Below are 26867 nucleotides of genomic sequence, written 5' to 3' on the forward strand. Positions count from 1 at the left end.
GGTTAGACCTCCCTTCTGAGTCTGGGATCCGATACCGTTTGCAGCACGTCGAATACCAGATTAAAGACCACAAATAAAATTCCAATAAACAGCACATAGGTTTGAATTACCGGCAAATCCCGGTTAAAGATGGAGCTGATGCACAACGTACCCAGCCCCGGCCAGGAAAACACATTTTCCACCACAATGGTTCCGGCAATCATCTGGGGAATGCTCATTCCCATGGCCACAATGCAGGTATGCATGGAATTTTTCAGGATATGCTTCACCAAAATGGCCCGCTGGGGCAATCCCCGAACCTGGGCATAGAGTACGTAGTCCCGCTTCATATTTTCCAGCATATTGTTGCGAATCAGCCGGATGTAGGTGGAAATATAGCTCAGGGCTACCGTAAAGGCCGGCAGAACCAAATGCTGCCAGGTACCATTCCCATTAGTAGGCAGCAGCCGCAGCTTGACGCTGACGCCCCACATCAGCAGCAGCCCCACCCAATAGGCGGGCATGGCAGTGGAGATAAAGACCAGGGCCCGCATGCCCCGGTCGAACCAGCCATCCTTGTACACCGCACACAGGAACCCAATGGGAATGCTCAGCACCAGTACAATCACAAAAGACGCCGCCGCCAATTGGAGGGTGGCCGGCAGGCAGCGGGCCAGTTCCCCAGCCACCGTCCGGGCCGGGTTTACATAGCTGACGCCAAAGTCCCCTTGCAGGCAGCCCAGTACCCAGTCGGTATAACGCACCAAAAAGGGTTTGTTCAGGCCCAGTTCGGCTTCTGCCTTGGCAATGGCCTCAGGGGTAATGATGGGGGTCTGCTGGATGCGCAGCACCACCTCCGCCGGATTGGAGGGGATCAGGTTGATAAATACGAAACAGACAAAAGAAATGGCCAAAAGCAGCGGAATGGCCATCAGCAGCCTGTGGATTACGTAACGTTTCATGGTATTTTCACTTCTCTTTCTCTCCTTACAGCAAGAAAGCCGCTCCTTGCGAAGCGGCCCCCTGGATTACTCAAAATACATACTGGCAAAATCTACGTCGTATTGGTCGATGCCAAAGTGGACACCCTTCAATTTGGACGTATAGAGCGCCTTGTTGGTTTCATAGGTCAGCGGCAGGTAGACCGCGTCCTCGTGCAGCCGGGTCAGCACAAACTTGTACAATTCCTGCCGCTTGGCTTCATCGGTGGACGTGAGAATATCCGTAATGGCCTGGTCAATCTCTGCCTTATCTGCCAGCCCCTGCTGGGTTGCAAAGTCCCCGTACACCGGAGCCCGCATGGCCGCCAGAGAAGACTGGGGATCATAGGGCATGCCCCAGCAGATATTAAAGACCATATCGAAATTCCCGGCCTTCATATTATCCCGGTAGGACTGTTCTTCCTCCCCATGGATATTAAGAGCAATGCCCAGTTTCCGATACTCACTTTGGAGATACTCGGCAATGGTTTTCTCCGTTACACTGTCACTGTTGTAGAGCAGATCCAGTTCCAGTTTCTGGCCGTCCTTGGCCCGCAGCCCATCGCTGGCCATAACCCAGCCAGCCTGGTCCAGCAGCTGGCCCGCCGCTGCGGTATTATAGGCATAGGGCTCCAGCCCCACATTGCAGTAAGGAACGGTAGGGGAATACAAGGTATCCGCCGCCGGTTCCAGTCCGTAAAAAATACCCTCTGAAATGGCCTTCCGGTTGGTGGCGTGCTGAAGGGCTTTCCGAACCGCACTTTCCCCTAAGATTTCATGGGTGGTATTGAAGACAATGTGCCGGGTAGAGGTGGGATTGGACAGCTGGGTGGTAAATTTATCGCTTTTCACATACTGGCTGATGGCATCTGCATCCAACATATTCTTGCCAAAAATCAGGTCAATTTCCCCATTTTCCAGCGCCATGATCCGGGTTTGGTTATCCGGAATGACCTTTACAGTAATTTTCTTCAGGGCCGGCTTCTTACCCCAGTATTTTTCGTTCCGTTCAAATACAGCGTATTCGTCAGTGACAAAGTCTTTCAGTACATAGGGCCCCGTCCCAATATAACTGGTTACCCCATCCTTGGTGCTGCCGTTTTTCATGCTTTTGGGGGAAATCATGGCAAAGGGCCGGATGCAGGCCAATTCCGTCAGCATGGGATAATAGGGCTCGCTCATTTCAATAACAAAGGTATCCTTGTCCGGAGCAGAAACACTGGTGAGCAAATTCATCATTTCCAGCCAGGTATGCCGTTCCCGGTTTTCCAAAATAGCATTAAAGTTGGCCAAAATGGCGTTGGCATCACAGGGCGTTCCATCGGAGAAGGTAACCCCCGGACGAATCTTAAAGGTGTAGGTCCGCCCGTCCGGACTGATGGTCCAGCTTTCCGCCAGACAGCCCACATACCCCTTTTCCGTATTGGTCACCAGGGTATCGTACAGCATGGACTGGGCGTACATCTCCCCAGCGTACAAATGGGGATTCAGGTTCCGGATATCCCGGTAATTGACGTACACCAATTCATCTTTCTTTCCGCCTGCCGTTTTGCCTGCCCCGCCATCGGCACCACAACCCGTAAATGCGGTCAGCAGCAGGACGCCGCCCAGCAGCGCCACCAAAATTTATTTTTTCATAAGGACCTCCTGACAAATGTTGCGTACATATCATACTTTGTCAGAATACACTGGTTAGTCGAAACTTACTAGGCCCGAATTTTTTATAGAAATCTATAACGAATCGTTATACCCTATAAAATCTTTGCCAATTCCTGGATCAGCCACTGGGCTTGGGGAGACAAGGGCCGCTCAGGGTCCTGCACATACCCCAGCTGAAGAAAAGGCTCACAGTTCTCGATGGCAAGGGGCTTGATGGCATACTGCTCATAGGGCTCGTGCATAAAATTAAGCCCCAGACTGCAAACATCGGTGTGCAGCAGCATATCAATCAGCAAATGGTCACTATTGGTATAAACCACGTTCTGCAGCAATTTAGGGTCAATGACCCCCATGCTCACATGCTCCAAATGGTGCTCCATGGAGAAAAAGTCCCGCACGCCCCGCATAAACTTCAGCTTGTGCAGGTCCGCAAAATCCACACTGTTTTCCTGGTACAAGGGATGCTTGGGCCCCACATAGACGCAGATGCTTTTTACGCTCAGCGGGATAAATTCCAGCTTCTTGTGGGACAAAATATGCTGGAAGGCCGCTGCCTGCTTTTGGGCCACATAGACAATCCCCACTTCGGAAATCCCCTGCTGTACCTGCTCCGTAATTTCTTCCACCGTTCCTTCGTGGTGTTCAATATGAATGTCCGCCCCCCAGGTTTTGTAGAAATCCACCAAAAGCCGGGCCACCATATTGCTGGGATAGGTGGATACCCTGAGGCTTTCCTGCTCATCAGGAATGGCCAGGGAAGCAATGGTAGCCGTGGTTTTCAAAATCAGCCGGGCATATTCCAGCACGGTCTTGCCATACACCGTAGGCTGCACCCCTTTGCCGCTGCGAATCAGCAGGTTTCTCCCCAGCTCATGCTCCAAAGTACGTATGGTCTTGCTTACATTGGGCTGGGTCGTATACATACAGGCCGCAGCCTGGGATAAACTGCCTCGCTCACAGGCAGTGACAAAAATCTCCAGTTGTTTGATGTCCATAGGTCACGCTCCTTGTATTCCGGGAGTTTGTTTGTGCTAATCCGTTTCACTATACCGTTTCCTATAGATAATTGCAAGTTGCCTAAACGTTATAGGAATGGCCGCAAGCAAAACAGCCCAAAAAAGCCTGACCGCAGGTTCTCCCCCGCAATCAGGCTTGATACTTTCGGCACCTAAAATGGGCTGCCTTATCCTTTCGGACAGGCAGCCCATAGGGTCCCTATTTCTAATTGGAATGTAAGCGCAGCCCAGCCTTTGTCTTTTGAGGTGCCGGTCCATTTCGACCTAATGGGGCCCGGCGTTATAAATCGACTAGATGAAATAATAAAGGAGACTCAAAGCAACAGGGGCATGAACTGCAGGCTATAACACTTGCTGCGTGGGACTTGCAAACGGAATCCGGGGCTTCCTGCTGGAAGTTCCGTTTTCCGAAATTGCCAAGGTGTAGCTATCTTTCTAAAACTAGACCTCGTACGGCGATTACTCCCGGCTTGGTGCCGGTAAAGGATTTCTCCTGACCGCCCACAAAGGTAAAGTAAAACATATGATGTTCGTCAATCATCCAGGTCATATCCTTCAGCGGGATCTCTCCCCCATTGGGATACAGCTGGTAGAGTCTATCTACAAAAGCTGTCACGTCATAGGTTGCCAGCTGACCATTTTCCTGGGTATAGGTCAATTTCCCGTCTTGGATTTTGGCCGGATCCAGAATATATACCCGGCTGTAATCCTTTACCGGAAAGCTGCCTGCATTATAGGCATAACGCAGATGCGTTTGCTGCCGGTTATTGGGCAGGGAAGCCAACAGGCCGGAGGCTTCTACTTCTTTTACCAGCGGATACCGCCAGCTGCCGGGATTTCCTTTCAGATATTCCCAAGCGCTGTAAATCCGGTCGGCCCGCTGGACGGAAATAGCCGGATTGGCCTGGAGCTGGCCGTCCACCAGCATTTGGCCCTGCAGCAGGTTTTCCCGCAGCTGACTATACTGGAGCTGGGCCGGGAAATCAATGGCATTCAGCGGGGTCACTGTAACCAGCAGGGCCAGCACAGCGCCCAGGCCAAAGAGTTTCCGGGGTTTCATTCCCACCAGCCCCGCTGCCAGGATGCAGACCCCGTAGGCACTGCATACCAGGGACAAATACCGCAGGGACGTGGCCCCGTAGGCGCTCCAGCGCATCTGCACCCCGATGCCCTGCACCAGCAGTACAGGAATCAGCAGCAGCCCGCCCAAGAGGAATACCTTGCGAAACCAGCGCTGGGACAAATCTCCAAAGCTGAAGTACAGCAGGGCGTATACCGCCGTGGCAGCGGAAGCAAACCAGTTCATGGTGCCCACAGGCATGGCTCTTACCCAGGCAATCTTTCCCATATACAGATACAGGATCAGCAGCAAAAGTCCAAAAAAGGGGAGCAGGACCCGCCGCCACAGGGTGGTAAACCCCGGCACTTCCGGAATTTCTTCTTCCGGAAGGGGAATGTAGGAAAGAAAGGTGAGAAAGCCCACTACTCCAAAGGCAAAGACGAAGATACAGCCCAGCCATTGGATGCCTACGGGCATGACCAGAAACTGGAAGCCCAGGTAGCAGATGGACAGCAGGACCAGAATCAGCAGCCCTATGCCCAAGCTTTTCACCAGGGACAGGAACAGCCAGGGAAAAACCCGGTCCCTGCCCTCTGGGACATCACAGTAATACAGGGTGGCGGTAGCTGAAGCTGCCATAATGCCTCCCGCCGCCATAAAGCAGTACGGAGTCAGCGGCAGTCCTTCCAAAAGCCGCCAGCCAATAATAAAGATCAGGAAACCCAGGGCATCCCGCCGGGGACCTACTTTGTCCGCCCGTTCATTGTACAGCCGCCAGGGAATGGACAGGGCAGTCACACAAAGCATCACCAGGATGCCCCGCTGCCAAATGTCCCCCTCCCCGCCAGGAGGCAGGTTCAGCTTGGTTTCCACCAGGCTGGCGGCGAAAATATACAGGCTGCCAAACACGGCCAGTTTAAACCGTCTGCTGCGCTGGAAAAGCGCAGCAGCAAATTCTCGTATGCGCTGCAGCATTTGCATCATCTCCCATGCTATGAACTTACCTGTTCATTATACCATGGAAGCGGAGAAGCGGTTATTTCCCTGGATGGTTTTTGAAGTAGTTGTACAGCAATCTGCCCAGTTCCCGGGCTTCTGCTTCGTTCAGGGTAATCCCCCTGTACATTTTTTCCCGTCTGGGGGCCCATTCCCGCAGATCAAACTTGGCGGGAGTATTGTTGTAAGAAATCCGGTTCAATTCCTTGGTATTACCAGTTTTGGTATTTTCCGACAAGATTCCTAGTTCTTCTTCTACTTCGTAACTGAATTCAGCCATTGTAATCCTCCTTACAAGATGAGCCTTTGGCCATCCGCTTGATGATTTTATTATAACGGATTTTATTTTTTTGCCTACCCCTTTTGGGCCATCGGGTATTTAAAGCGTACCATCGGGTATTTTTTCGTTTAAAGCACCCAGTTTTAGTTCCAAAATCCGTTTTATGGGGACCCATTTCCCACTTTTCAGCAAAATTCTTTTCCGAAAAGTATCCAATTTCACCGCCTGCTCCTGAAGTACCAGCTCCCGCCCGCCTTCCTTATGGGCATCCGGCTGAAAGTACGTAAGCAGCAGCAGGGGCTGCCGGCCCTGCTGCAATTCCAAGCCCACCCATTGGAGCTGCCGGTCCAGCCGTTCCTTTTCAGTCTCGTCCAGCTCCCGCTGGGCCTGGGTAAGCCGGGCCTCCTCGGCCACCAGTTCTTCGTACCCGGTAAGGGCTGCAAAGGGCATAAACTGGGCCGCCCGCTGGGAGCGGGACAGCTTGCGGCGTCTGGGGCTCTCCGGATGGGGCAGCGCAAGCATATCCTGATACCGTTTCATGCCCGATGCCCCCCTACCTGCTGGTTGCGTTCTATGGTCATGCCGCCGGCACACAGATTGCTGCCCTTTAAAATGGAGTTTTTGCCAAACCGCTCCTTTAAAGCCAGTACCGTTTCCTGGAGCCGGTATTCCTTAAAGGGATCCTGCCAGGCGGATTCCTCCTGGGCAAACAAATCCGCTTCCTGGGGCCGGCTGCGCTCCTGGGAAACTGGCAGCACCCGTTCTGCCGTAAGGCTCACCTTGCGGAGCAGCAGCTGGGGATCCACAATTTTCCGATACAGCGCCAGGGCTTCCTGGGTAAGCACCTGCCCGGAGGCCGTGTATTGGAGCAGGGCCTGGGTGCCCCGGGCCGGAAAGGGCACCAGCCGGCCATAATGGTCCTGGGCCACCCGCCCCCGGTAGGAGCGCAGCCTTTCCAAGTCCTCCAGGTTGGACCGGTCATAGCCCAAATGCAGCACCAGCCGGTCCGTTACAAGGCCCTTGCGTACCAGGTCCAGGGCCAACTGATCCGCCATTTCCCAAACAATCAGCCCCGCCTGCTCTGCTGTATAGGCATGCTGGAGCACCTGCCCTGACCCCAGGCTGGAGCTTTGGGGGTGTATTTTTTGATGTCCTCCAGGGTGCAGGGTTCCCAACCCCAGGCATGGTCAATGAGCAGCTCCCCATTGACCCCAAACAGCCGGTACAGCAGGTCCTCGTCCACAAGGGACATCCTGGCCACATCCCCCAGGGTATACATCCCGTACTGGGCCAGCTTCCGGGCAATCCCCGGACCAATCCGCCAAAAATCGGTAAGCGGCCGATGCTCCCACAGCTTTTCCCGGTAACTTTCCTCCGTCAGGGCCGCAATGCGCACCCCGTCCTTTCCTGCGGGCAGATGCTTGGCTACAATATCCATGGCCACCTTGCACAGGTACAGGTTGGTACCAATGCCGGCCGTAGCCGTAATCCCCGTTTCCTGAAGCACCGCCAGCTGATAGGGCGTCAGCCCATAGGTTTCCAAATAAGGGGTCAAGTCCAGCAGCACCTCATCCACCGAATACACGTGGATATCTTCCGGAGCCAAAAAGCGCAGATATACGCCGTAGACCCGGACACTGTACTCCATATAAAGCGCCATCCGGGGCATCGCCGTAATATAGGTCAATTTCTGGGAAGGATCCGCCTTCAGTACCCGGTCGGAAGCCGATTCTCCCTGGAAGTGCCGCCCCGGCGCCATGGCCCGCCGGTCCGCATTGATTTCCCCCACCTGCCGGATTACCTCGAACAAACGGGGCCGTCCAGGTACCCCACGGGCCTTGAGAGCCGGGGAAACCGCCAAGCAGATGGTTTTATCCGTCCGGGACTGATCCGCCACCACCAGGCACGCATCCAAGGGATTCAGCCCCCGTTCCACACATTCCACCGAAGCATAAAAAGATTTTAAGTCAATGGCCGCATAGACCTTTCCTTTCGCCATAGTACTCCCTCACTCTTTGTTCGTTTATTATAACTTATTCGAACATTTGTTCGTTTATACTATAGCATAAACCCCCAGGGTAAGACAAGCCCCCTTTGCAGCTGCTTTCCCGCAGCAGCCCAAAAGGGCACAAAAAAAGAGCCGTGACCTAAGCCACGACCCTTTGTTTTGCGCTTATTGCAGGAGAGCTTTGACAATGGCATTTACCCGCTGGCCAGAAGCCCGGCCTTGGGTCTGGGCCATTACCGTACCCATTACCTTCCCCATATCCTTCATGGATTTGGCACCCGTCTTGGCAATGGCGGCTTGAACGATTTCTTTCAGTTCGTCGTCGCTTAATTGCTGGGGCAGATACTTTTTCAAAATGGCAATTTCCTGCTCATTTTTCTCTACCATTTCAGGACGATTGGCATCCTTGATTTCTTGGATGGTATCTTCTCTCTGCTTAATTTCTTTCATAATGACAGCCATGACAGCGTCATCTTTCAGCTCTGTCTTTTCGTCAATTTCCTTATTCCGAATGGCAGCCCATACCATACGCAGAACGGTCAACTGCAATTTGCCGTTTTCCCGATCCTTCATGGCGTGCTTCATATCGGTTTGTAAGATTTCTCGTAAAGACACCTTAAAGCCCCCAAATCATAAAATGATTATCTGGATTTGCGTTTTCTGGCAGCTTCAGACTTTTTCTTGCGTCTTACGCTGGGCTTTTCGTAGTGTTCGCGCTTTCTTACTTCGGACAGAACGCCAGCTTTCTGCGTAGCACGTTTGAAACGACGCAGTGCGCTGTCCAAAGATTCAGTTTTGCCAACTTTAATCTCAGTCATCTATATCCCTCCCTCCACGATCTCTTTCGGGAAGTGTTTTAACATTAACACCTAGCCATTATACATTAAACCAGGCGTCTCTGTCAACAACATTAGCAGGGAGGCCAGCCTAATTCCTTTCCTCCCAAGACATGGAAATGCAGATGGGGAACCGTTTGTCCGCCTTCTGCGCCAGTGTTCACCACAACACGGAACCCTTTTTCCAAAATACCCAATTTCTTGGTAATCTCAGGAAGAATCTTTTGAACATGAGTCAGCACCTCGGGGGATGCCGTCAAAATGTTTTCCGAATGTTCCTTGGGGATAATCAGGACATGAACGGGCGCACCCGGGTTCAAGTCATTGATTACGATGACCTTGTCATCTTCATAGACCCGCTCGCTGGGAATTTCACCTGCAACAATCTTGCAAAAAATACAATCTGACATAATTTCACCCCCTGCCGACTAAAATTTGGTACTTTTATATTATAACACCGTTCATGCCGTCTTCAAATAGAGAATCCAGCCGAACTGGGGTTATTTTTCCTTCCAGATCCTGGTCACTGTGGGTATACACCCGAATATAGCCAGGGGTCAAGCCTTCCCAGTACCCTTCCTTGTTCACCTGCTCCCACAGGACAGAGGATTCCGCCCCCAGCAGGGTTTTCCGGAAGGCTTCGTGACCTTCGGCGTCAATCACTTCCAGCCGGTGCACCCGTTCCTGTTTCTCCTTGTTGGAGAGCTGGCCGGGCATCACCGCTGCCGGCGTTCCCTTTCTTTGGGAATAGGGAAAAATGTGGATCTTGCTGAACTGGCAGCTGCGGATAAAGTCCAAGGAGGCCTGGAAATCTTCTTCCGTTTCTCCCGGGAAGCCTACAATGACGTCGGTGGTAATGGCTACCCCCGGCACCAGGCTGCGAATCCGCTCCAGGAGACCTGCAAAGTCTGCGGTGGTATAGGGACGATGCATCCGTTTTAACGTAGCGTCACAGCCCGCCTGCAAGGGCAGATGGAGATGGGCACACAGCCGGGAATCTTCCTGCATCACCTGAAGCAATGCGTCTTCCACCTCCACGGATTCCAAAGAGCCCAGGCGTACCCGGCGCACCTCCGGTACGGAAAGGGCGGCCTTTACCGCATCGGACAGCCGGTAGCCCTGGCCGTCTTCCTTGCCGTAGCAGCCCAGATGGATGCCCAGCAACACGATTTCCTTAAAGCCCTGATCCACCAGCCGCTGGGTTTCTTCACGGATGCTTTCCAGGGAACGGGAACGGAGATGACCTCTGGCGTAGGGAATGATGCAATAGGAGCAGTATTGGTCGCAGCCTTCCTGGATTTTCAGGAACGCCCGGTCCCGGCTTTCGTCCACGGCCGCTTCCATAGCCTCAAAGCTCCGGCCAATGGGCAGCTCGTGAACAGCGTTTAAGGGTACAGCTTGCTCCGCTTCATCCTCCTGCAGCCGCTGCTGCACCAGCTCCACCACCTTGCTCCGGTCCTGGTTGCCAATGAGCAGGTCCACTCCGTCAATATGGGCTACCTCGTCAGGGGAAGTCTGGGGATAGCAGCCCGTTACCACGATAAGCGGCTTGGGGTCCCGTTTGGCTGCCCGGCGGATCATCTTCCGGGACTTGCTCTGACCCATATTGGTCACCACGCAGGTATTGATCAGATAGATGTCCGCAGGCTGCTCAAAATCCACAATCGTAAAGCCGGCTTCCCGGAACAATTTCTCCATGGATGCAGTATCCGATTGGTTTACCTTGCAGCCCAAGGTATAAAAAGCTATTTTTTTCATCTATCTTATCCTCCCAAATTTCCTGTTTCGTACATGATGGCCGTAAGGGCCGCCAGGGCGGCGGTCTCCGTGCGCATAATCCGGGGCCCCAGGCTGACGGACGCCCAGCCCAGCTTCTGGCTCAGGGCGAACTCGTCCTTGCTGATGCCCCCCTCGGGGCCAATAATCAGGGCCGCCGTCTTGGCCTCCTGCTGTACCTGAAGAGCCTGGCGAATGCCCTGCCCGTCCTCTACTTCGTAAGCAATGATTTTCAGTTCTGCCGTACAGCCCTGGAGTACTTCTTTAAAAGCTCTCACCGGCAGCACCTGGGGAATGATATCCCGCTTGCTTTGTTTGGCCGCTGCCTCGGCAATTTTCTGCCACCGTTCCAGCTTCTTTTCGACCTTAACAGGGTCCAGCTTTACCACCGAATGGTCCATCACAGCCGGCTGGATGGCCGTCACCCCCAGCTCAATGGCCTTTTGGATAACCCATTCCAGCTTGTCCTGCTTGGGCAGGCCCTGGATCAGGGTTACCTGCACCGAGGGTTCGTGGCAGCGTTCAATTTTTTCTACCAGGGACAGCGCCACCTGATGCTCCGTAAAGCCGGTAATTTCCATCAGGGCCGTTACCTGGTCCAGGCTGACAATCTGCACCTGATCCCCAGCCTTCATCCGCAGCACGTGGGAAATGTGGTGGGCATCCTGCCCGTCAATAACCATTTCCGGTGCAAAATTCCGGGGTACAAAAAAACGATACACAGCCTTATGCCTCCCTGCCCATGGTAATGGCGGTCCAGCCAGCTTTCCGGCTGACCTGAAGAATCTGGAAGCCCTGCTCCTTAGCAGCTGCTTCCACATCCGGGAACCGTTCTTCAATGACGCCACTGGCCAGGAACTTACCGCCAGGAGCCAGTTTGGCAGCTACCTCCGGCAGCACCAGAATGATGATGTCCGCAATAATGTTGGCGATGATAATATCCGCCTGACCATTGGTATCGTCCAGCAGGTTCCCCTGCTTTACGTCAATTCTGTCGGAAAGGCCGTTTAGGGCAATATTTTCCTTGGCCACTTCTACAGCCTTGGCGTCGATGTCCACCGCTTCCACAGTTTTGGCACCCAAAAGGGCGGCCGTCATGGCCAAAATCCCGCTGCCGGTACCTACGTCAAATACCGTGCAATCCGGGTTCACCAGCTCTTCCAGCCGCTGGATGCACATACTGGTGGTGGCGTGGGTGCCGGTACCGAAGGCCATCCCCGGATCCAGGGAGATGACCAAATCCCCTTCCTGGGGTTCATAGGTTTCCCAGGTGGGTTTAATCACCGTTCTCTTCCCTACCCGTTTGGTGTGGAAGAATTGCTTCCACTGATTGGCCCAGTCCTTTTCGCTAATCTGCCGGAACAAGGTGGCCCCAAACCGGCACTTGCCCAGCCGAGCTTCAATTTCCTGCATACCGTTTTCAATGGCCTCCAGGCGCTGCTGAAGCTCCTGGTTTTCCGGATAGTAGGCCGTTACCGTCACCACTTCCGTATTTTCCTGGGCAGGAATATCGCACAGTTCCCAGGTGGCGTGTTCCCGCAGCTCATTGAGCAGCAGGGGGTCTTCAATTTCCACGCCATTTCTGGCGCCCACTTCCCGCAGCAGTTCGGCTACCGCTTCCACCGCTTCGTGAGTGACTTTCAAGCTGACTTGCAGCCAAGTTTCCATTTGCATTCTCCTTTGTCTTCCAAACAAACTTCTCAGCAGCTTTCCAGACCTTTCTGGAGCTGCTGTCTATTTATGCGCAATTATTATATTATACCTTATTTTTCCCCGTCCGTCACGGACCCCGCCCCTAAGGGACACGAAAGCCCCCGCACCGCAGATTGCTCCGCAGCCCGAGGGCCTGATTTTACGCTGATTTTTCCTGCATAGCCTGTGCCAGTTTCTCTTCCTTTTTGGTCAGCTGCTTTAACCGCTTGAGGGCCAACAGGAACCAGGGCAGGTTCTTGTCATCCAGGACGTATTCGCTGAGAGAATGCTCCGTCACCTGAAGCCAGCGGGAGTAGATGCCGCTGCCCAGGAGAAGGGGATCTTCTATCTGAAAAATCACCTGTTCCAGGGTTTCCCAATCCTGGTAAGCTCCTTTGGAATACGCCTTGCTAAAGCCCTTTCCCTGGTCCGCTTTGAAGCCCAGGGCAGTGCATTCCTCTCCAAAGACGCTTTCCTCCACCACATCAATGGGGGTCATGGGGTCCTTGTACAGGATCAGATATTTTTTGGCGAATTTATGAATGTCTTTCCGGTTCTTTAAAGCCTTCATGCTGTTCTCCTCCACTGCCGCACTTCCTGGAGAAAAGCAGCAGCGCTATACCTTTTATGCATAAACAAATCCATTTTCCCAGCTTCTAACGTCTTCTAGTATAGCAGAGATTTAACATTTTGCAATGTTTTTCTTTTCACAGTCAATTCTTTACTAACCACAGGCTTTTTGCAAGAAAACATTCCCATTTCGTATCAATTTATACACAAAATAGGGATCCGTACCTGCCTTTGTCCCCCGCTTTGCCAATTGCAAACTTTTGGGCTTCCCTTTTAAAGCAGCGGACCGCATACCCCCAGGACGCCAAAAAGGATGCGCCTTGGCGCATCCTTTTCCCGCACTTATTCTTCTGCAGTTTCCGCAGCCGGCTGTTCTTCCGCAGTTTCTTCCACAGTTTCAGCCGCCGCTTCTTCCCCTTCTGCCGGCACTTCCTCTGCTTCTACAGCTTCCGGTTCGGGTTGGGGCTGAACTAGCCTCACCACCACTACATCCACGGCATCTACGGCGTAGTCGGTAATGGCAACCGTTTCCCGCACTACTGCTTCCCGCAGGGCTTCCACCACTTCAGGGATATTGGCCCCGTATTCCACGCTGACCTTCACCTCAAAGCTCACATGGCCTTTTTTCACCGTGCCGCTTTCTTCCACGGACGCATCCGTTTTCTTTACGGCAATCTGGGACGTAATCTTGTCCGTCATCCGTTTGGCCAGGGAAAAGAAAGAGCCGCCTTCATTTAAGGTCAAAGATACGTGCTCCACCTTACCTACAGCAATCCGCACAAGTTCCGTAAAGACTTCTTCACTGATGATGGTTTTGCCTTGAATCATACCAATCCCTCCTTACAATACAGAAAGGGAGAAGGACAATGGTTTGCGTCCTCCTCCCTTCTTACAGCGCCGCAGCGCTTAACGGAATTCCACTTTCAAATGCTGCCGATTGGGCAAACGATTGTATTTATACTTGGGATACCCTACCAAAAGGGTGCCCACCACCACCTGTTTGGCCGGAACGTTCAACAGTTCCCGCAGCGGCTGGTAATCAGCCTGGGCACAGGTCTGAATGAAGCCCATAATGGTGGTACCCAGACCCAGGGTGGGTGCATACAATTCAGCGTAGGCCCATGCCTGTTCGCAGTTGCTGATGCCGGTCATGTTCAGTCTCCGGGCCAGGGCGAAAATCAGCTGCTTGGCATTGCGGCCAATAATGTCGATTTTCCGCTCCCGGTATACTTCCAGCACCTTCAGATAGTACCGGCGCTGGGGAGCTTTTCTGTCGATTTCTTCCTGCATCCAATCAGCCACGCAGTCGGTAATCTTTTGGATCAATTCCCGGTCAGATACCACAATGTAGTACAAACCTTGGGAATTGGCAGCAGTAGGAGCGTACCGGGCAATATCCAGCAGCTCGGTAATCTTTTCTTCGCTGACCAGTTCATCCTTAAAATTCCGGATGCTTCTGCGCATACGCATAAAATCATAGGCGGATTTTTTATCTAGTACTGACGTAGGAACCGGATCCGTTTCCTCGTAGGGGCAGCGGGAGTTGTCCAGGGCGCCCGTAGGGCAAACAGAAACACAATGGCCGCAGGACATACAGGACATATCATTGATGCAAACCGGGCCTTTTTTGCCTTCGCTTTGGTTCATTTCCAAAATGCAGCTGGGGCAAACGTTGGAACATATCCCGCAATTAATGCACTTGTCTTGATCGACCGTTATTATACCAACCAAATATAACACCTCAAATTCTTACTGTCAGCGCAGTACTCATTTAACTATACTGCGAATTGTTTTAAAAATGATTTCAATTTGCTTATAAATCCAAAAAAAGCCGGACATCCGTCCGGCATATTTTTAAATGGCTCCCCGAGTAAGACTCGAACTTACAACAACTCGATTAACAGTCGAGTGCTCTACCATTGAGCTATCGGGGAATCTCTCAACGAAGATTATTCTACACGAAAGTGCCTATCCTGTCAACTACTTTTTTAAAAAAGGATAAGAAAAAAGTTGGAACATACCCTGGTCATGAAGATAGCCGGTATCATTCAAGGCAAAGAGCGTTCTTTCCCCCCATTTATTGATGCCCAACACCGTTAAGGATGCCGGACGAATATCAAAGGAAATCTGTTTATCGGCCACCTCCTGGATATCCAGGCCCAGCCAATAAAAAATCATGTTCTGGATGGTTCCCTTATGGGATACAATAATCAGGTCCCCAGGCTCCTCCATAAGCTTCTTGAAGCCTTCCACCGTGCGCTGGTAAAACTGCCGGCGGGTTTCTCCACCCTCGTAATTGATATGGTCCAGCTCCCGGCCGGTTACCGGCGGGTGGTAAAAGGCCTTGGATTCCTTGAGAGAAAGGCCAGCTGCCCGGCCATTGTTCTTCTCCCGAAGGAAGGCATAGGACTCCACCCCTGAAGCACCCAGTCTTTCTGCAATCATTTCGCCGCCCATTCGGGCCCGCTTCAGGTCGCTGGTCACAATCCTGGGGGGCGTATGGCCGGCAAAGTCCCGGGCCAGGCAGTCCGCCAGTTTCTTGAACTGGCCGCAGCCTTTTTCAGTCAGGGCCGAGTCGGTCCAGCCCCCGGTCAATGCCTGCACATGATGATCTGCTTCCCCATGCCGAATCAGGATAATCATGGTGTTCCTCCCTCGCTGCTGACGGTTAGATATACCGTTTCAGGGTAATGGCAAAACGGCCCTTCTTGGTGGTGCCCCGTACTTCGGACAGTTCCACCCTGCCCCGGGACCGGAAGGAAATAATATCCCCTTCTTTGACGGTCTGGGACGGACTTTTGGCGTCCTGCCAATTCAGCCGCACATTCTGACCCTTGATTTCATCTGCCATCCGGGAACGGGAAACCCCATAGCCCGCAGCAGCCACGGCGTCCAGCCGCAAAGCGGCTACCGTAGACGAAATCAATTTGATTTTTTGTTCCTTTTCCTGCAAGTCCGCAAAAGCAATTTCCCGGACTTCTACAGTGGCGGCACCGATTTTGGTCAGATTGGTCACCACGAAATTGCTCATGGCCGTATCCACCACTATCTGCCCGCCTTCTTCGTTAAATACAATGTCACCCATGATTTCCCGCTTGCACCCCAGGCCCATAAAGGCGCCCAGCACGTCCCGGTGACCGATATCGTAATACCGCTTGTCCCAGGTGATTTGCAGGGGAGTAATGGCGAAATCCGGCTGGCCGTAGAACTCTTCACTGACAAAAGCAGCCCGCAGGCGTTCCGCATTCTGGAACCCGCCGTTTAATTCCACCCGGATATTGGGAAAGTTGGCAGCAATAATTTCTGCCACATTCTGTTCATGGGGATCCAAAAAGCCGGTTACCTTATAACGGCGGCTTTTCCGGGCCCCCTCAGCCAAATCCAGCAGCTGGCTGGCCAATTCGGCGTCTCCGCCGGCCTTAAAGTAGCGTAAAATTTTCTCTCGATCTGCCATCTTATTTTTTGAGTGCAGCGCTGCGGTCAAGGACGGCCTGCACTGCATCGTAGAACGCTCCTCTCACTCCATGATTTTCCAGTGCCTTGATGCCGGCAATGGTAGTGCCGCCAGGGGACGTTACCTGATCCCGGAGCTGGGCCGGATGCACGCCGGTTTTCAGGGCCATCACCCCGCTGCCTGCCATGGTGGCAGCTGCCAGCTGAATGGACAAAGCCCGGGGCAGCCCTGCCATCACCCCGGCATCTGCCAGGGCATCCATGACCACAAAGAAATAGCCGGGGCCGCAGCCGCTGATGGCCGTAATGGCCTCCATGGCTTTTTCGTCCACCCGGACCACCTGGCCGCAGGAGGCAAAAATAGCTTCCGTCAGCTCCAAGTCCTCTGCCGAAGCCTTGTCATCGCCGGTAATGGCAGTCATACCCATGCCCACCGCAAGGGGCGTATTGGGCATACAGCGGATTACCCGGTGGCCGGGCACCAGGTCGTGGAGCATGGCAATATCATAGCTGCCCATAATGGACACCACCAGGGCCTCCGGGGCCATTGCCTTGCGCAGGTCGTCCGTTACAGCCGCTTTTGCCATTTGGGGCTTTACGGCCAGGATCACCAAATCCGCCCCCTGGACAGCTGCTGCATTATCCCCTACAGCCGTAATACCGTAGGTGTTTTGCAGATATTCCTGACGGGCTGCCGTAGGTACGCCAGCCGCCACTTGTCCCTTCTTTACCAAACCGCCCTGGAGCAGCCCCTTTAAAATAGCCTCACCCATGGCGCCGCAGCCAATAAAGGCAATTTTGGCGATAGTATTTATTGTTCCCAAGGAGAATTCCCTTCTTCCTCTACGTAATTGGTATTTTCCGTATCGATGTCAATATTAGGAGGCGCGCAGACCAGGATATTCCGGCCAATTTTCTTGACGGTGCCGTCCAAGGCATAAATGGTGCCGCTGACAAAGTCCACAATGCGCTTGCGCACGTCGGGATCCGTATCTTCGAAATTGATGACCACCGGCTGGTTTTTGCACAGATAGTCCGCCATTTTTTGGGAATCATTGAAGTCAATGGGTTCAATTACCACCACACTGACCGGATTGCGGTTTACAGGCATGGACATGACCTTGTCCGCATCGTTATTGCGATTTTCCACAGGGGGTACCTCCCGTCTGCTTTCTTCATAACTGGTTTCCGGCTGGCTGTGTCTGCCAAAAATGGGAACCACCTTGCTGTCCTCATCCCGCAGTTCTTCCCCGCCGTCCATTTCCGGTTTGTCTTCTTCCTTATAAAAGCCAAGGGATTCCGTAATTTTTCTCATAAAGTCGAAATTCATGCAGTCCACCGCTCCATCTTAAAATTTTAGTGAGTAATCCCGGGCGCCAAACAGTGCGGAACCTACCCGGATTTCATTGGCTCCTTCTTCGATTGCTACCCAGTAGTCGTGGGTCATGCCCATGGACAAGGTGTCACAGGCAGGGGATTGCAGCTGGTTTTTCAGGTACAGGAAATCCTGATAGCCTGCCGCAAAGACAGGACGGGTTTCTTCCACCTGGTCCGTTGCCTGGGCAATCACCATAACGCCCCGGACCCGGAGGTGGGGATAGTTCCCCAGCTTGGGAATAACGGCCCGGAATTCCTCCGGTGCAAAGCCGCTCTTTTGTTCTTCCCCAGCTTCGTTGATCTGGAGCAGCACATCCTGAACCTTGCCCAGGGCGGCCGCTTCCTTATCCAGATGCTGCATAATCTTTTCGCTGTCCACCGATTCAATGATGGCAAAATGCTCCACCGCATGCTTGGCCTTGTTGGTCTGCAGGTGGCCGATCAAATGCCAAACACCACCAGGAGGCAGTACCTCCTGCTTGTGCATGGCTTCCTGGACCCGGTTTTCCCCCACATCCGTCAGCCCTGCCGCCAGTGCTTCCGTTACAATCTCCGGAGGATGATTTTTGGTCACCGCCAAAATGGTCACCTTATCCCCCGTTGCTTTCTTTTCCTTGCGATTGGCAAGAGCCTCCTGAACCTTGGCCTGTACCTTCGCCAAATTTTCCTGTAACATAGGCTCTCTCTCCCTTCCTATTTTCTAAACAAAATGCCCGCCAGTCTCCCGGTCTTGCCATGCTCGCCACGGTAGGAGAAAAAGTCTCCCTGATGGCAGCAGGTACAATAATCGGACCGGAAAATCATCTCCTGAGGCACGCCGGCCTCCAGCAGCTGCAGGGTATTCATTTTCCACAGATCCAGCTGGTAGTGTCCTTCCCGACCCGGTGTAAAACAGGAGGCATAGGCTTCTGCCTGGGACCGTACGGCCTCGTCCACTTCGTAGCAGCAGGGACCGATGGAAGGCCCGATGCCCACAGCTAGATTATGGGGCTGGCAGCCAAAGGCTTCTGCCAGCTGTTCTACTGCTTTCTTAGCAATACCTGCCACGCTGCCCCGCCACCCGGCATGAACTAGGCCGATGGCATTGCTGCAGGTATCCACCAGTAGAATAGGGACACAGTCGGCAAATACCAATAAAAGAGGCAGGTTCCGGCAGTCCGTAATGAGACCGTCCGTTTGGGGCAGGGTATCTTCATAGGTAAACGCCCCTTTGCCTGCATCCGCCTCTGTCACACGCACAATGTGGGTGCTGTGCACCTGGTTGCAGGTGACCGTCCGGTTCAGGTCAAAGCCCAGTGCCTTGGCCACTTTCTGCCGGTTGCGGACCACCTTCTCCGGGTTATCCCCTGAGTGCAGGCCCATATTCAAAATGCCTTCCAAATTATCGCTTTCCCCGCCTGTACGGCAGGTAAAAGCATGGCCAACGCCCAGTTTTTCCCAGGCTGGGAAATAGCCAAAGCGCAAGCCGTCTTTTTCTCGTATTGCAAATGGAGCCACGCTCCCACCTCGTTTCCCCTTGGAGTTATATAAAAATGGAAGTTACCGAAAACTTGCTTTCAGTAACTTCCATTGTACTGTTTTTTTTGGCGTTTGTAAAACGAAAAGCCAGAAAATCCCGTCCAAAACCACGGGGTTCCAAAGAAATTTACGCCTTTTGTCCCGCCTTGGCCAGAGCCGCTTCCATCCGGGCAATCACCGTTTCCAACACCTTGATCCGGGCGTACAGTTTGTTGTTGGCTTCCACCACCGTCCAGGGTGCCTCAGGGGTATCCGTCCGGTAGATCATTTCGTTTACCGCATCCACGTAGGCATCCCATTTGGACCGGTTCCGCCAATCGTCCGGGGTAATCTTCCAGGTCTTGTTGGGATCATTCTCCCGGTCCTGGAACCGCTTTAACTGCTCATCCTGGTCAATGTGCATCCAAAATTTCTGCACAATAATGCCCTGCTTCACCCATTGGGCTTCCATGTCCTGGATTTCCCCATAGGCCCGGCGCCATTCTGGATTGGTGGCAAAATGCTCAATTCTCTCCACCAGCACCCGACCATACCAGGTACGGTCAAAGATGGCAATCTCGCCTGGGCGGGGAATCTTGGTCCAGAACCGCCACAGATAGTGGAACTGGTTCTCCCACTCGTTGGGAGCGCTTACAGGATTCACCTGGTAGCCCAGGGGATCAAAGGATTCCGACAAGCGCTTGATGGCGCCGCCCTTGCCGCCGGCATCCTGCCCTTCAAAGGCAATAATGGTGCTGATTTTCCGTTTGGCCAGCTCCACCTGCAATTCACCCAGACGCTTGTGGCATTTCTTCAGTTTCTTGTCATATTCGTCCGAATCCATGGGCTGGTTGGGATCAAAAGTAGCCAAAATATCCGGCACCGAAGGATCCTTCACCGGGGCAATATCCCGCTGCACCTTCAGCTGGCTCTGCCGCAGGGCCTTTTCCATACAAGCAATCAGCACCTGGAATACAGCTTCCGTCCCGGTCTTTTTGTCTTCCATGGGAATAATGTGCCAAGGAGCCACGCTGGTATCCGTAGCCGCCAGCATCTTCTCGTATACCTCCCGGTAGGCATTGTAGTCGATGCCCTCAATGCCGGAAGGCGTCAGCTTTTCCCACAAGCTGCTATCGGAAGGTCCCTTTTCCAGGTTTTCCTTCTGCTGCTTTTTGGAGATATGGGTAAATATCTTGATGATGGTATAACCGCCATCGGTAAGTTCTTTTTCAAAGGTATTGATTTCCTCGTAGGAAACATTGTACCAGGAAGCCGCTTCGTCCGGGTCCCCTACCAAATGCTCATTGCACAGAAAATACCAGGCCCTGTGATGAATGGCAATATGCCCCTTGGCCGGCAGTTCATTCCAGAATTGGGTAAAGAAAGGACTTTCCTTTTGGGCGTCCGTGGTCTTAGAAGCAGAAAATACCCGAAAACCACGAGGGTCCAATGCAGAAATCACCTTGCTGATCAGCTCGCTGCGGAAGGTCCCCCGAAAGCCTTCGAACAGAATAATCACAGGTACCCCTGCATCCCGCAGAGACCGCTGCAAAAACCCCAGCCGATTGGTTTCTTCCTCCATTTTATCCGTATACTCTTTTTTAGAAATCTTAGTGTCCAAATCAATCTTGTCCAGCATGAGCATTCCTCCCTCCGGCAGGGAATCAGGCGGTGCGTGTAATTCCTATGCCATGTATCTTTATATTATACCATGCTTTTGGTTTTTCAGGACCAAACTTTATTACAAATACTTCCATGTTTCTTCCTATTTACTCCGAAATTGTACGGTTTTCTATGGAAAGTGAGCAGGAATTTTTCTGGGTTCCATAAAAAAGGAGCCGTGAAAAATGATTGCTCATTTTTCGCAGCTCCTTTAAGCGAGGCAAAATTATTTGATTTTGTTCTTGCAATCGCCAGTTTCCACGTAATCTTTCAGGTTCTGATAGCTGGTTTCCACCATGTTCTTCACGGCTTCATCAGTGTAGGAACCCAGATGCGGGGAGATCAGGACTTTCGGGTACAGGCTTACCAGTTTGGCAAATTGCGCATTGGGGATTTCTTTGTCGCCAAAGTTCTTGCCGAACAGTTCAGCTTCGCCATCCAGGGTATCAGCAGCAAAGCCGCCCAGTTTACCGCTTTCAATGGCTTCGATGACAGCATCGGTATCTACCAGCTGGCCGCGGGCTGCGTTAACCAGGATAGCGCCGTCTTTCATCTTGCTGATGAATTCTTTGGTAACAACCTTGCCGTTTTCCTTGATGTAAGGAGCATGCAGGGAAATGATATCGGATTTAGCCAACAGTTCGTCCATGGAAACCTGGGTAGCATAGTCATCGATGCCTTTGATTTGGAAGACATCTTCGCCGATTACGGTAGCACCCATGCCGTGGAAAATCTGAGCGCAGACACGGCCGATACGGCCCAGGCCTACGATACCAACGGTGCAGTTGCGGATTTCCTTGGAGAACATTTCGCTGTCAACAACGAAGTTCTTTTTGGCGGATTGGCTGGTAGTGTATGCCAGATGTCTCAGCAGCATCATAGCATGGGTAACGGCCAATTCAGCAATGGCGTTGGGGGAATAGCCAGGAACAAAGGCCATCTTGAAGCCCAGTTCTTTAGCATAGGGAATATCGATATGATCGGTACCAACAGTTCTGGTCAGAAGATATTTAACACCCAGTTCTTTGTAGATGTCCAGGTTCTGTTTGTTGGCAAAGCAGTTGCCGCGCAGGATAACAGCTTCGTAGCCCTTAGCTTTTTCAGCAGATTCTTTCGTATTCAGATATTCAGGAATACAAGTGATTTCATAATTGAAATCTTTGTTGCAAGCCTCAAAAATCGGTAATTCTACGTCTCTAACTCCATAACATAAAACTTTCATACCATTACCTCCTGTAGATGCACTTATTGCTGGACTGTTTTACCAGTCCGCCCCTCAGTATCATTTTATCATGGAAAAATTTATTTTCAATATAATTTCCGTATTTTGTATACATTTATAGAAAAGTTAAATAATTACTTTTGATTATGTATACTTTATTAGCCAAAAAGGGTCTGTACCATAAACAGGTCAGCAGACTGCTGCTCTGCTGAAAAAAGAAGCTGTGCAAAATGGATTTCCTTTTTGCACAGCTTCTCCAATTACACGGTCTTAGGCTTTCCACAGACCATGCAGGTTGCAGTAAGCGTAAACGCCTTCGACTTCATCCCCTGCTACCAGAGCAAAAGCTGCTTTCGGAGCATCGCCCGGTTTCAGGTCTTTTCTTTGTACGCCATTCTTGGTGGCCAAAACGATGAATTCAATATAATGTTCTGCAGTCATAGGATGTTCCACAGAGCCAACGGTAACATTCACTACGCCGTCCTTCACTTCATAAACAGGTACGTGTTTTTCTTTGGCAGCGTCAACCGTATTGGGGACCAATTCACCCATTTTTTCGCCGCAGCAGATTACGGGAACACCGGTAGCTTTTACCAAAGTAATGATTTGACCACAATGGGCACATTTAAAGAATTTAGGTTCCATAATAAAGCCTCCTCATAGATAACCATAACCAATTGAATGTCTGTCTTCAACATCTATTGATGTTACCTATATAGTAACACAAAATGAAGGTTTTTACCACAGATTTCTATTTCTTAATAAATGTTCTTATTTATACACAACTATATATTACCGGTTCCGATCCTTCATGGCCCGGTCAATATCCCGCTTGGCAGCCCGCTCCGCCATGTCCCGGCGCTTGTCATAGATTTTTTTACCGGTAGCCAGGGCCAGCTTGCATTTCACCAGGCCATGGGAAAAGTACAGCTGCAGGGGGACCAAGGTAAACCCTCTTTCCTTGGTCTTGCCAATGAGCTTTTGGATTTCCCGCTTGTGCATGAGCAGCTTCCGGTCCCGCAGGGGTTCATGGTTAAAGATGTTCCCGTGGTCATAGGGGCTAATATGCAGATTATACAAATAGACCTCGCAGGTTTTGGTAATGGCCGCGTAAGCGTCCTTCAGATTGGCTTTCCCCTGGCGCAGGGATTTCACCTCTGTGCCGGTCAGGACAATGCCTGTTTCATAGGTCTCGTGGATATTGTAATCATGCCTTGCTTTTCTGTTTTCGGCTATGACCTTCACCGTTTTTTCCATGTCGATTCCTCCGTCTTCTTCTGCCGCCGTTGGTGGATTTACCCTGCTCTAGCGGGGCCTTGGTACTGGTGGGGCTATTGGACGTATTTTGACCCTGGGCTGCATTGCCGCCCTTCTTCTTGCGTCTTCTCTTTCTCTTGTGCTTCTTGTCTCCGGCGGGAGCCTCTCCGGCAATCAGGTCCTTCTTATCCAGCGCACCGCCGGTCTGGCGTTTTTCCTTCTTCTTGCTCTGCCGGGTCAGGTCCTGACGCATCCGGGACAGCTGGTATTCCGGCATCCCGGCCAGTACAAAGTCGATTTTCCGTTCGGCCACGTTCACCTGGAGCACCTGAATCTTTACAGTATCCCCCAAACGGTACCGATGGCCCAAATGCTCACCAATCAGGGCATACTGCCCTTCCAGATATTCATAGTAATCATCGGTCAGACTGGAAATATGCACCAGTCCTTCCACCCCATTGGCCAATTCCACAAAGAAGCCAAAGGAGGAAACCCCGGAAATGGTTCCTTCAAATTCCTGGTCCACAAACTGGAGCATATATTCCGCCATTTTAAGATCTACCGTCTGGCGTTCCGCTTCAATGGCCGCCCGCTCCCGGGTGGAGCAATGGGTGGAAATCAGCGCCAGCTTGGCCGTTCTTTCTTCCGCTTCTTCCCGGGACAGACGCTTGCCGGACAGCTGCTCCCGCAGCAGCCGGTGCACCATCAAGTCCGGATAACGGCGGATGGGCGAAGTAAAGTGGGTATAGTAGGTAGCAGCCAGGCCAAAGTGCCCAATGTTTTCCGGCTGGTACACGGCCTGTTTCATGCTCCGGAGAGCTACCGTAGAAATCAGCCGTTCTTCCGGCTTGCCTGCCACCTTTTCCAAAGCCTTGGCCAAGGTCTTGGGTTTGATATCGTCTTCGTCAATTTTCAGGGTGACCCCAAAGACGCTCATCAGCTTGGCCAGGTCCGTAATCTTGTCCCGGTCCGGCACATCGTGCACCCGGTAGATAAAAGGCCGTTTCTTTTTGGCCATATGGGCAGCCACCGTTTCGTTGGCCGCCAGCATGAATTCCTCAATCATCATTTCCGCAATGGAGCGGATCCGCTGCTTGATTTCAATGGGGTGCTTCTTTTCGTCCAGGATCACCTTTTGTTCCGGCAGCTCAAAGTTGATGGAGCCCCGTTTTTCCCGGCGCTTCTTGAGTACTTTGCTGAGTTCTGCCATGGTTTCCAGCATGGGAACGATATCCTGGTACTTTTTCCGCAGTTCAGGATCCTGTTCCACCAGAATATCCCGGACATCATCGTAGTTCATCCGGTGCAGGGAATTGATGACCGCAGGGGCAATCTCATAGCTCAGAAGCTTACCGGTTTTCCCGTCCAGGAGCATTTCGCAGCTCATGGTCAGCCGGTCTTCCCCTTCGTTCAGGCTGCAAATGCCATTGGAAAGTTCCACCGGCAGCATGGGCAGTACCCGGTCCACCAGGTATACGCTGGTACCCCGCTCGTAGGCTTCGTTGTCCAGGGCCGTATGGGGATGAACGTAATAGCTGACGTCGGCAATGTAGACCCCCAGGAAGTAGTTGTCCCCCTGTTTTTCCACGTACACAGCGTCATCCAGGTCCTTGGCATCTACCCCGTCAATGGTGATGATGCTCCAGTCTCGGCGGTCCTTCCGGTTTTCAATTTCCTTGGGTTTGATTTTCTTTTCCACCTGCTGGGCGGCTTCCTGGACCTTGGCTGGGAATTCCGTGGGCAGGTCGTTGTCCTTGATAATGGACAGGATTTCCAGCCCGATGTCCCCCTGCTTGCCCAGGATTTCTACAATCTTACCCTCAGCATTCCGACGTTCATCCGGCCAGGTAGTAATTTCCACCACTACTTTTTCCTTATCCTTGGCACCGTTAAAATCTCTCCGGCGCACATAGATATCCCGGGAAATCCGTTTGTTGTCCGGAATTACAAAGGCAAATTCCTTGGACTTGGAGAAGGTTCCTACCAGCTTGTGGTGGGCCCGCTTCAAAATCCGGATAACCTTCCCTTCCAGGCGTCCGTCAAAGCTGCTTTTGGACACCCGGGCCATGACCGTATCGCCGTCCATGGCCCCGGACAGGGAATTGGCCGGAACAAACAGGTCCGGGTCCCCATTTTTCACCAGGGGCACCACAAAGCCAAAGCCCTTGCTGGTAACCTGGCAGCGGCCCGTAACCAGGCCCATAGCCTGAGGCAGCCCGAAGGTATCAAAACGGGTGCGTACAATTACCCCGTTTTCTTCCAGGTCCTTCATGACCTCCTCATACAGGTCCTGATCCTTGTCCGAAAGGGCAATGGCACCTTGCAGGTCGTCCGCCGACAGGGGGGCAGGGTTGGCGGTCATATACGCAGTAATTTGTTCTTCCAGTTCTTTTCTATTCATGCTTCTCCTCATACATCAGCTTGGCATCAGCCTCGGCGGCAATGGTCCCGTCCTCCCGGACCACCTGCCCCGTCATTTCCAGCAGAATGCCCTTGCGCTTCTTGACTTTGGTGATGATGGAGATTTTTTCCCCAATCAGAACCGGCTGACGGAAGCGCACCTCCAGCCGTGCCGTATAGGCCACCCGATGTTCATATAAATAAGGGTAATTCCCCATGGTTTCGTCCAGCAGCGTGGAAATAAGGCCTCCATGCATCCGGCCATCATAGCTTTGGTGCACCGGCTGGGGAACAAAGCTGGCATAGCAGCCTTCCTCGTCCACCTTGAAATGCATATGCAGGCCAATGGGGTTGTCCTTGCCGCAGCCAAAACACAGGGTATCACGATCTGCGAGATTCATATTTTTTATCCTCCAAAAAATGCAAAATGCTTTGATAAATTTTTTCCCGGCCCTTGTAGAGGGTCATTACGTGCCGGGCCTTGGGCACCCACAGCAGCTTTTTCTTCCGGGAAGAAACGTGTGCATACAGGTAGCGGGCACTCTCCGGCCGCACCGTGTGGTCCGTGCGGGACTGGATAATGAGCAGCGGCACCTGGACCTTCCGGAGCCAGCGCCCCTTGCACAGGAGCAGCAGCCATTCCAGCTGGTGAATGCCAAAAAGGGGCATACAGGAATAGGCCACATTGTACCGTTCCGGGGCATCAATTTCCCGAGGGTGCTTGGGCAACGCCCAGGCCTTCTGCCGGTCCGCCAGCCACAAAAAGTGGATGCGCCAGTCGTAGAGATAAATAGGGGTGGAAATCAGCACCAGCCGGTCCACCTGGGGCAGGGTACCGGCGTACACAGCCAAAAGCCCGCCCATGGACAGTCCAATGACCGTTACCTCCCGGCATTGGTGCTTCAGCTTTTCTACTGCTTCCCGCACCTGGTCCAGCCACTCCGGATACGTTACTTTTGTCAGCTCCCGGGGATCCGTACCATGGCCGGCCAGCCGCAGGCCATACACCGTATAGCCGTGCTGGTGCAGGGTCTCTCCCAGTTCCCGCAGCTCCGCAGGGGTTCCGGTAAACCCATGGACCAAAAGTACGGCCCGCTGGTTATTTCCTTCCCAGTAGTAGCTTTCTGCTCCGGGCATCACCATGCCG

General features: G+C 52.5%; 28 protein-coding genes, 1 tRNA gene and 1 pseudogene. All 30 read right to left on the reverse strand.

The features are described 5' to 3' along the window. Nucleotides 1-2 precede the first annotated feature (2 nt). Nucleotides 3-941 (reverse strand): nickel/cobalt ABC transporter permease, encoded by a 939-nt coding sequence (gene opp1B, locus C7E10_RS01760; RefSeq protein ID WP_105325669.1) that lies wholly within the window; start codon nt 939-941, stop codon nt 3-5. A gap of 66 nt (nt 942-1007) precedes the next feature. After that, entirely contained in the window at nt 1008-2579 is a 1572-nt protein-coding gene (gene nikA, locus C7E10_RS01765; RefSeq protein WP_234997666.1) for a nickel ABC transporter substrate-binding protein, read from the reverse strand. A 131-nt stretch (nt 2580-2710) separates the two neighbouring features. Beyond that, nucleotides 2711-3613 carry a LysR family transcriptional regulator gene (locus C7E10_RS01770; protein WP_105325670.1) on the reverse strand — a complete coding sequence of 301 codons (903 nt, stop codon included), beginning with the start codon at nt 3611-3613 and terminating at the stop codon, nt 2711-2713. A gap of 448 nt (nt 3614-4061) precedes the next feature. Continuing rightward, on the reverse strand, nt 4062-5669 hold the full coding sequence (locus C7E10_RS01775; protein ID WP_160101775.1) for a DUF4153 domain-containing protein: 1608 nt from the start codon (nt 5667-5669) through the stop codon (nt 4062-4064). Nucleotides 5670-5730: 61 nt separating this feature from the next. Next, complete coding sequence (locus C7E10_RS01780) at nt 5731-5970, reverse strand: YdbC family protein (protein ID WP_105325672.1); 240 nt, start codon at nt 5968-5970, stop codon at nt 5731-5733. 99 nt (nt 5971-6069) lie between these two features. After that, nucleotides 6070-6510 carry a hypothetical protein gene (locus C7E10_RS01785; protein WP_105325673.1) on the reverse strand — a complete coding sequence of 147 codons (441 nt, stop codon included), beginning with the start codon at nt 6508-6510 and terminating at the stop codon, nt 6070-6072. Next, nucleotides 6507-7969 (reverse strand): annotated as a pseudogene (locus C7E10_RS12475) (Y-family DNA polymerase). Before C7E10_RS12475 ends, C7E10_RS01785 begins: the two are co-directional and overlap by 4 nt. Before the next feature lie 174 nt (nt 7970-8143). Next, the gene (locus tag C7E10_RS01795) at nt 8144-8593 is read right to left on the reverse strand and encodes a GatB/YqeY domain-containing protein (RefSeq protein WP_105325674.1); all 450 of its coding nucleotides are present in this window, start codon (nt 8591-8593) and stop codon (nt 8144-8146) included. A 26-nt stretch (nt 8594-8619) separates the two neighbouring features. Beyond that, nucleotides 8620-8796 (reverse strand): 30S ribosomal protein S21, encoded by a 177-nt coding sequence (gene rpsU / locus C7E10_RS01800; protein WP_105325675.1) that lies wholly within the window; start codon nt 8794-8796, stop codon nt 8620-8622. 92 nt (nt 8797-8888) lie between these two features. Beyond that, a complete protein-coding gene (locus tag C7E10_RS01805) occupies nt 8889-9224 on the reverse strand; it encodes a histidine triad nucleotide-binding protein (RefSeq protein ID WP_105325676.1) in 336 nt (111 codons plus the stop codon). Between the two features lie 34 nt (nt 9225-9258). Further along, nucleotides 9259-10572: a tRNA (N(6)-L-threonylcarbamoyladenosine(37)-C(2))-methylthiotransferase MtaB gene (gene mtaB / locus C7E10_RS01810; RefSeq protein ID WP_105325677.1), complete on the reverse strand. Its 1314-nt coding sequence runs from the start codon at nt 10570-10572 to the stop codon at nt 9259-9261. A gap of 5 nt (nt 10573-10577) precedes the next feature. Continuing rightward, nucleotides 10578-11312, reverse strand: coding sequence for a 16S rRNA (uracil(1498)-N(3))-methyltransferase (locus tag C7E10_RS01815; protein WP_105325678.1), 735 nt, complete (start codon nt 11310-11312; stop codon nt 10578-10580). A 4-nt stretch (nt 11313-11316) separates the two neighbouring features. Beyond that, nucleotides 11317-12258: a 50S ribosomal protein L11 methyltransferase gene (gene prmA / locus C7E10_RS01820; protein ID WP_105325679.1), complete on the reverse strand. Its 942-nt coding sequence runs from the start codon at nt 12256-12258 to the stop codon at nt 11317-11319. 184 nt (nt 12259-12442) lie between these two features. Beyond that, nucleotides 12443-12853 (reverse strand): hypothetical protein, encoded by a 411-nt coding sequence (locus C7E10_RS01825; RefSeq protein WP_105325680.1) that lies wholly within the window; start codon nt 12851-12853, stop codon nt 12443-12445. 341 nt (nt 12854-13194) lie between these two features. Further along, on the reverse strand, nt 13195-13680 hold the full coding sequence (locus C7E10_RS01830) for an Asp23/Gls24 family envelope stress response protein (protein WP_105325681.1): 486 nt from the start codon (nt 13678-13680) through the stop codon (nt 13195-13197). Nucleotides 13681-13758: 78 nt separating this feature from the next. Further along, a complete protein-coding gene (locus C7E10_RS01835; RefSeq protein WP_231086251.1) occupies nt 13759-14592 on the reverse strand; it encodes a nitroreductase family protein in 834 nt (277 codons plus the stop codon). A gap of 119 nt (nt 14593-14711) precedes the next feature. Beyond that, nucleotides 14712-14786 (reverse strand) — tRNA-Asn (locus C7E10_RS01840). 46 nt (nt 14787-14832) lie between these two features. Further along, nucleotides 14833-15495, reverse strand: a complete 663-nt coding sequence (locus C7E10_RS01845; protein ID WP_105325683.1) for a histidine phosphatase family protein — start codon at nt 15493-15495, stop codon at nt 14833-14835. Between the two features lie 25 nt (nt 15496-15520). Next, a complete protein-coding gene (locus tag C7E10_RS01850) occupies nt 15521-16306 on the reverse strand; it encodes a YlmH family RNA-binding protein (protein WP_105325684.1) in 786 nt (261 codons plus the stop codon). A gap of 1 nt (nt 16307) precedes the next feature. After that, nucleotides 16308-17129 (reverse strand): pyrroline-5-carboxylate reductase, encoded by an 822-nt coding sequence (gene proC, locus C7E10_RS01855; protein ID WP_105325685.1) that lies wholly within the window; start codon nt 17127-17129, stop codon nt 16308-16310. After that, entirely contained in the window at nt 17117-17620 is a 504-nt protein-coding gene (locus tag C7E10_RS01860) for a cell division protein SepF (RefSeq protein WP_105325758.1), read from the reverse strand. The genes proC and C7E10_RS01860 overlap by 13 nt, the downstream gene beginning before the upstream one ends. 33 nt (nt 17621-17653) lie before the next feature. Next, nucleotides 17654-18358, reverse strand: coding sequence for a YggS family pyridoxal phosphate-dependent enzyme (locus C7E10_RS01865; RefSeq protein ID WP_105325686.1), 705 nt, complete (start codon nt 18356-18358; stop codon nt 17654-17656). A gap of 17 nt (nt 18359-18375) precedes the next feature. Then, nucleotides 18376-19179 (reverse strand): peptidoglycan editing factor PgeF, encoded by an 804-nt coding sequence (gene pgeF / locus C7E10_RS01870; RefSeq protein ID WP_105325687.1) that lies wholly within the window; start codon nt 19177-19179, stop codon nt 18376-18378. A 148-nt stretch (nt 19180-19327) separates the two neighbouring features. Further along, the gene (gene pap / locus C7E10_RS01875; protein ID WP_105325688.1) at nt 19328-20818 is read right to left on the reverse strand and encodes a polyphosphate:AMP phosphotransferase; all 1491 of its coding nucleotides are present in this window, start codon (nt 20816-20818) and stop codon (nt 19328-19330) included. Between the two features lie 249 nt (nt 20819-21067). Then, a complete protein-coding gene (locus C7E10_RS01880) occupies nt 21068-22063 on the reverse strand; it encodes a 2-hydroxyacid dehydrogenase (protein ID WP_105325689.1) in 996 nt (331 codons plus the stop codon). A 270-nt stretch (nt 22064-22333) separates the two neighbouring features. Continuing rightward, entirely contained in the window at nt 22334-22708 is a 375-nt protein-coding gene (locus C7E10_RS01885) for a desulfoferrodoxin family protein (protein WP_105325690.1), read from the reverse strand. A gap of 147 nt (nt 22709-22855) precedes the next feature. After that, on the reverse strand, nt 22856-23320 hold the full coding sequence (smpB, locus tag C7E10_RS01890) for an SsrA-binding protein SmpB (RefSeq protein WP_105325691.1): 465 nt from the start codon (nt 23318-23320) through the stop codon (nt 22856-22858). Next, nucleotides 23271-25721: a ribonuclease R gene (gene rnr, locus C7E10_RS01895; protein ID WP_105325692.1), complete on the reverse strand. Its 2451-nt coding sequence runs from the start codon at nt 25719-25721 to the stop codon at nt 23271-23273. The genes smpB and rnr overlap by 50 nt, the downstream gene beginning before the upstream one ends. Then, on the reverse strand, nt 25714-26130 hold the full coding sequence (locus C7E10_RS01900) for a PaaI family thioesterase (RefSeq protein WP_105325693.1): 417 nt from the start codon (nt 26128-26130) through the stop codon (nt 25714-25716). Before C7E10_RS01900 ends, rnr begins: the two co-directional genes overlap by 8 nt. Continuing rightward, nucleotides 26102-26863: an alpha/beta hydrolase gene (locus C7E10_RS01905; RefSeq protein WP_231086255.1), complete on the reverse strand. Its 762-nt coding sequence runs from the start codon at nt 26861-26863 to the stop codon at nt 26102-26104. Before C7E10_RS01905 ends, C7E10_RS01900 begins: the two co-directional genes overlap by 29 nt. Nucleotides 26864-26867 lie beyond the last annotated feature (4 nt).

The sequence above is a fragment of the Acidaminococcus hominis genome (assembly GCF_900291475.1).
In the GTDB taxonomy this organism is placed as follows: domain Bacteria; phylum Bacillota; class Negativicutes; order Acidaminococcales; family Acidaminococcaceae; genus Acidaminococcus; species Acidaminococcus hominis.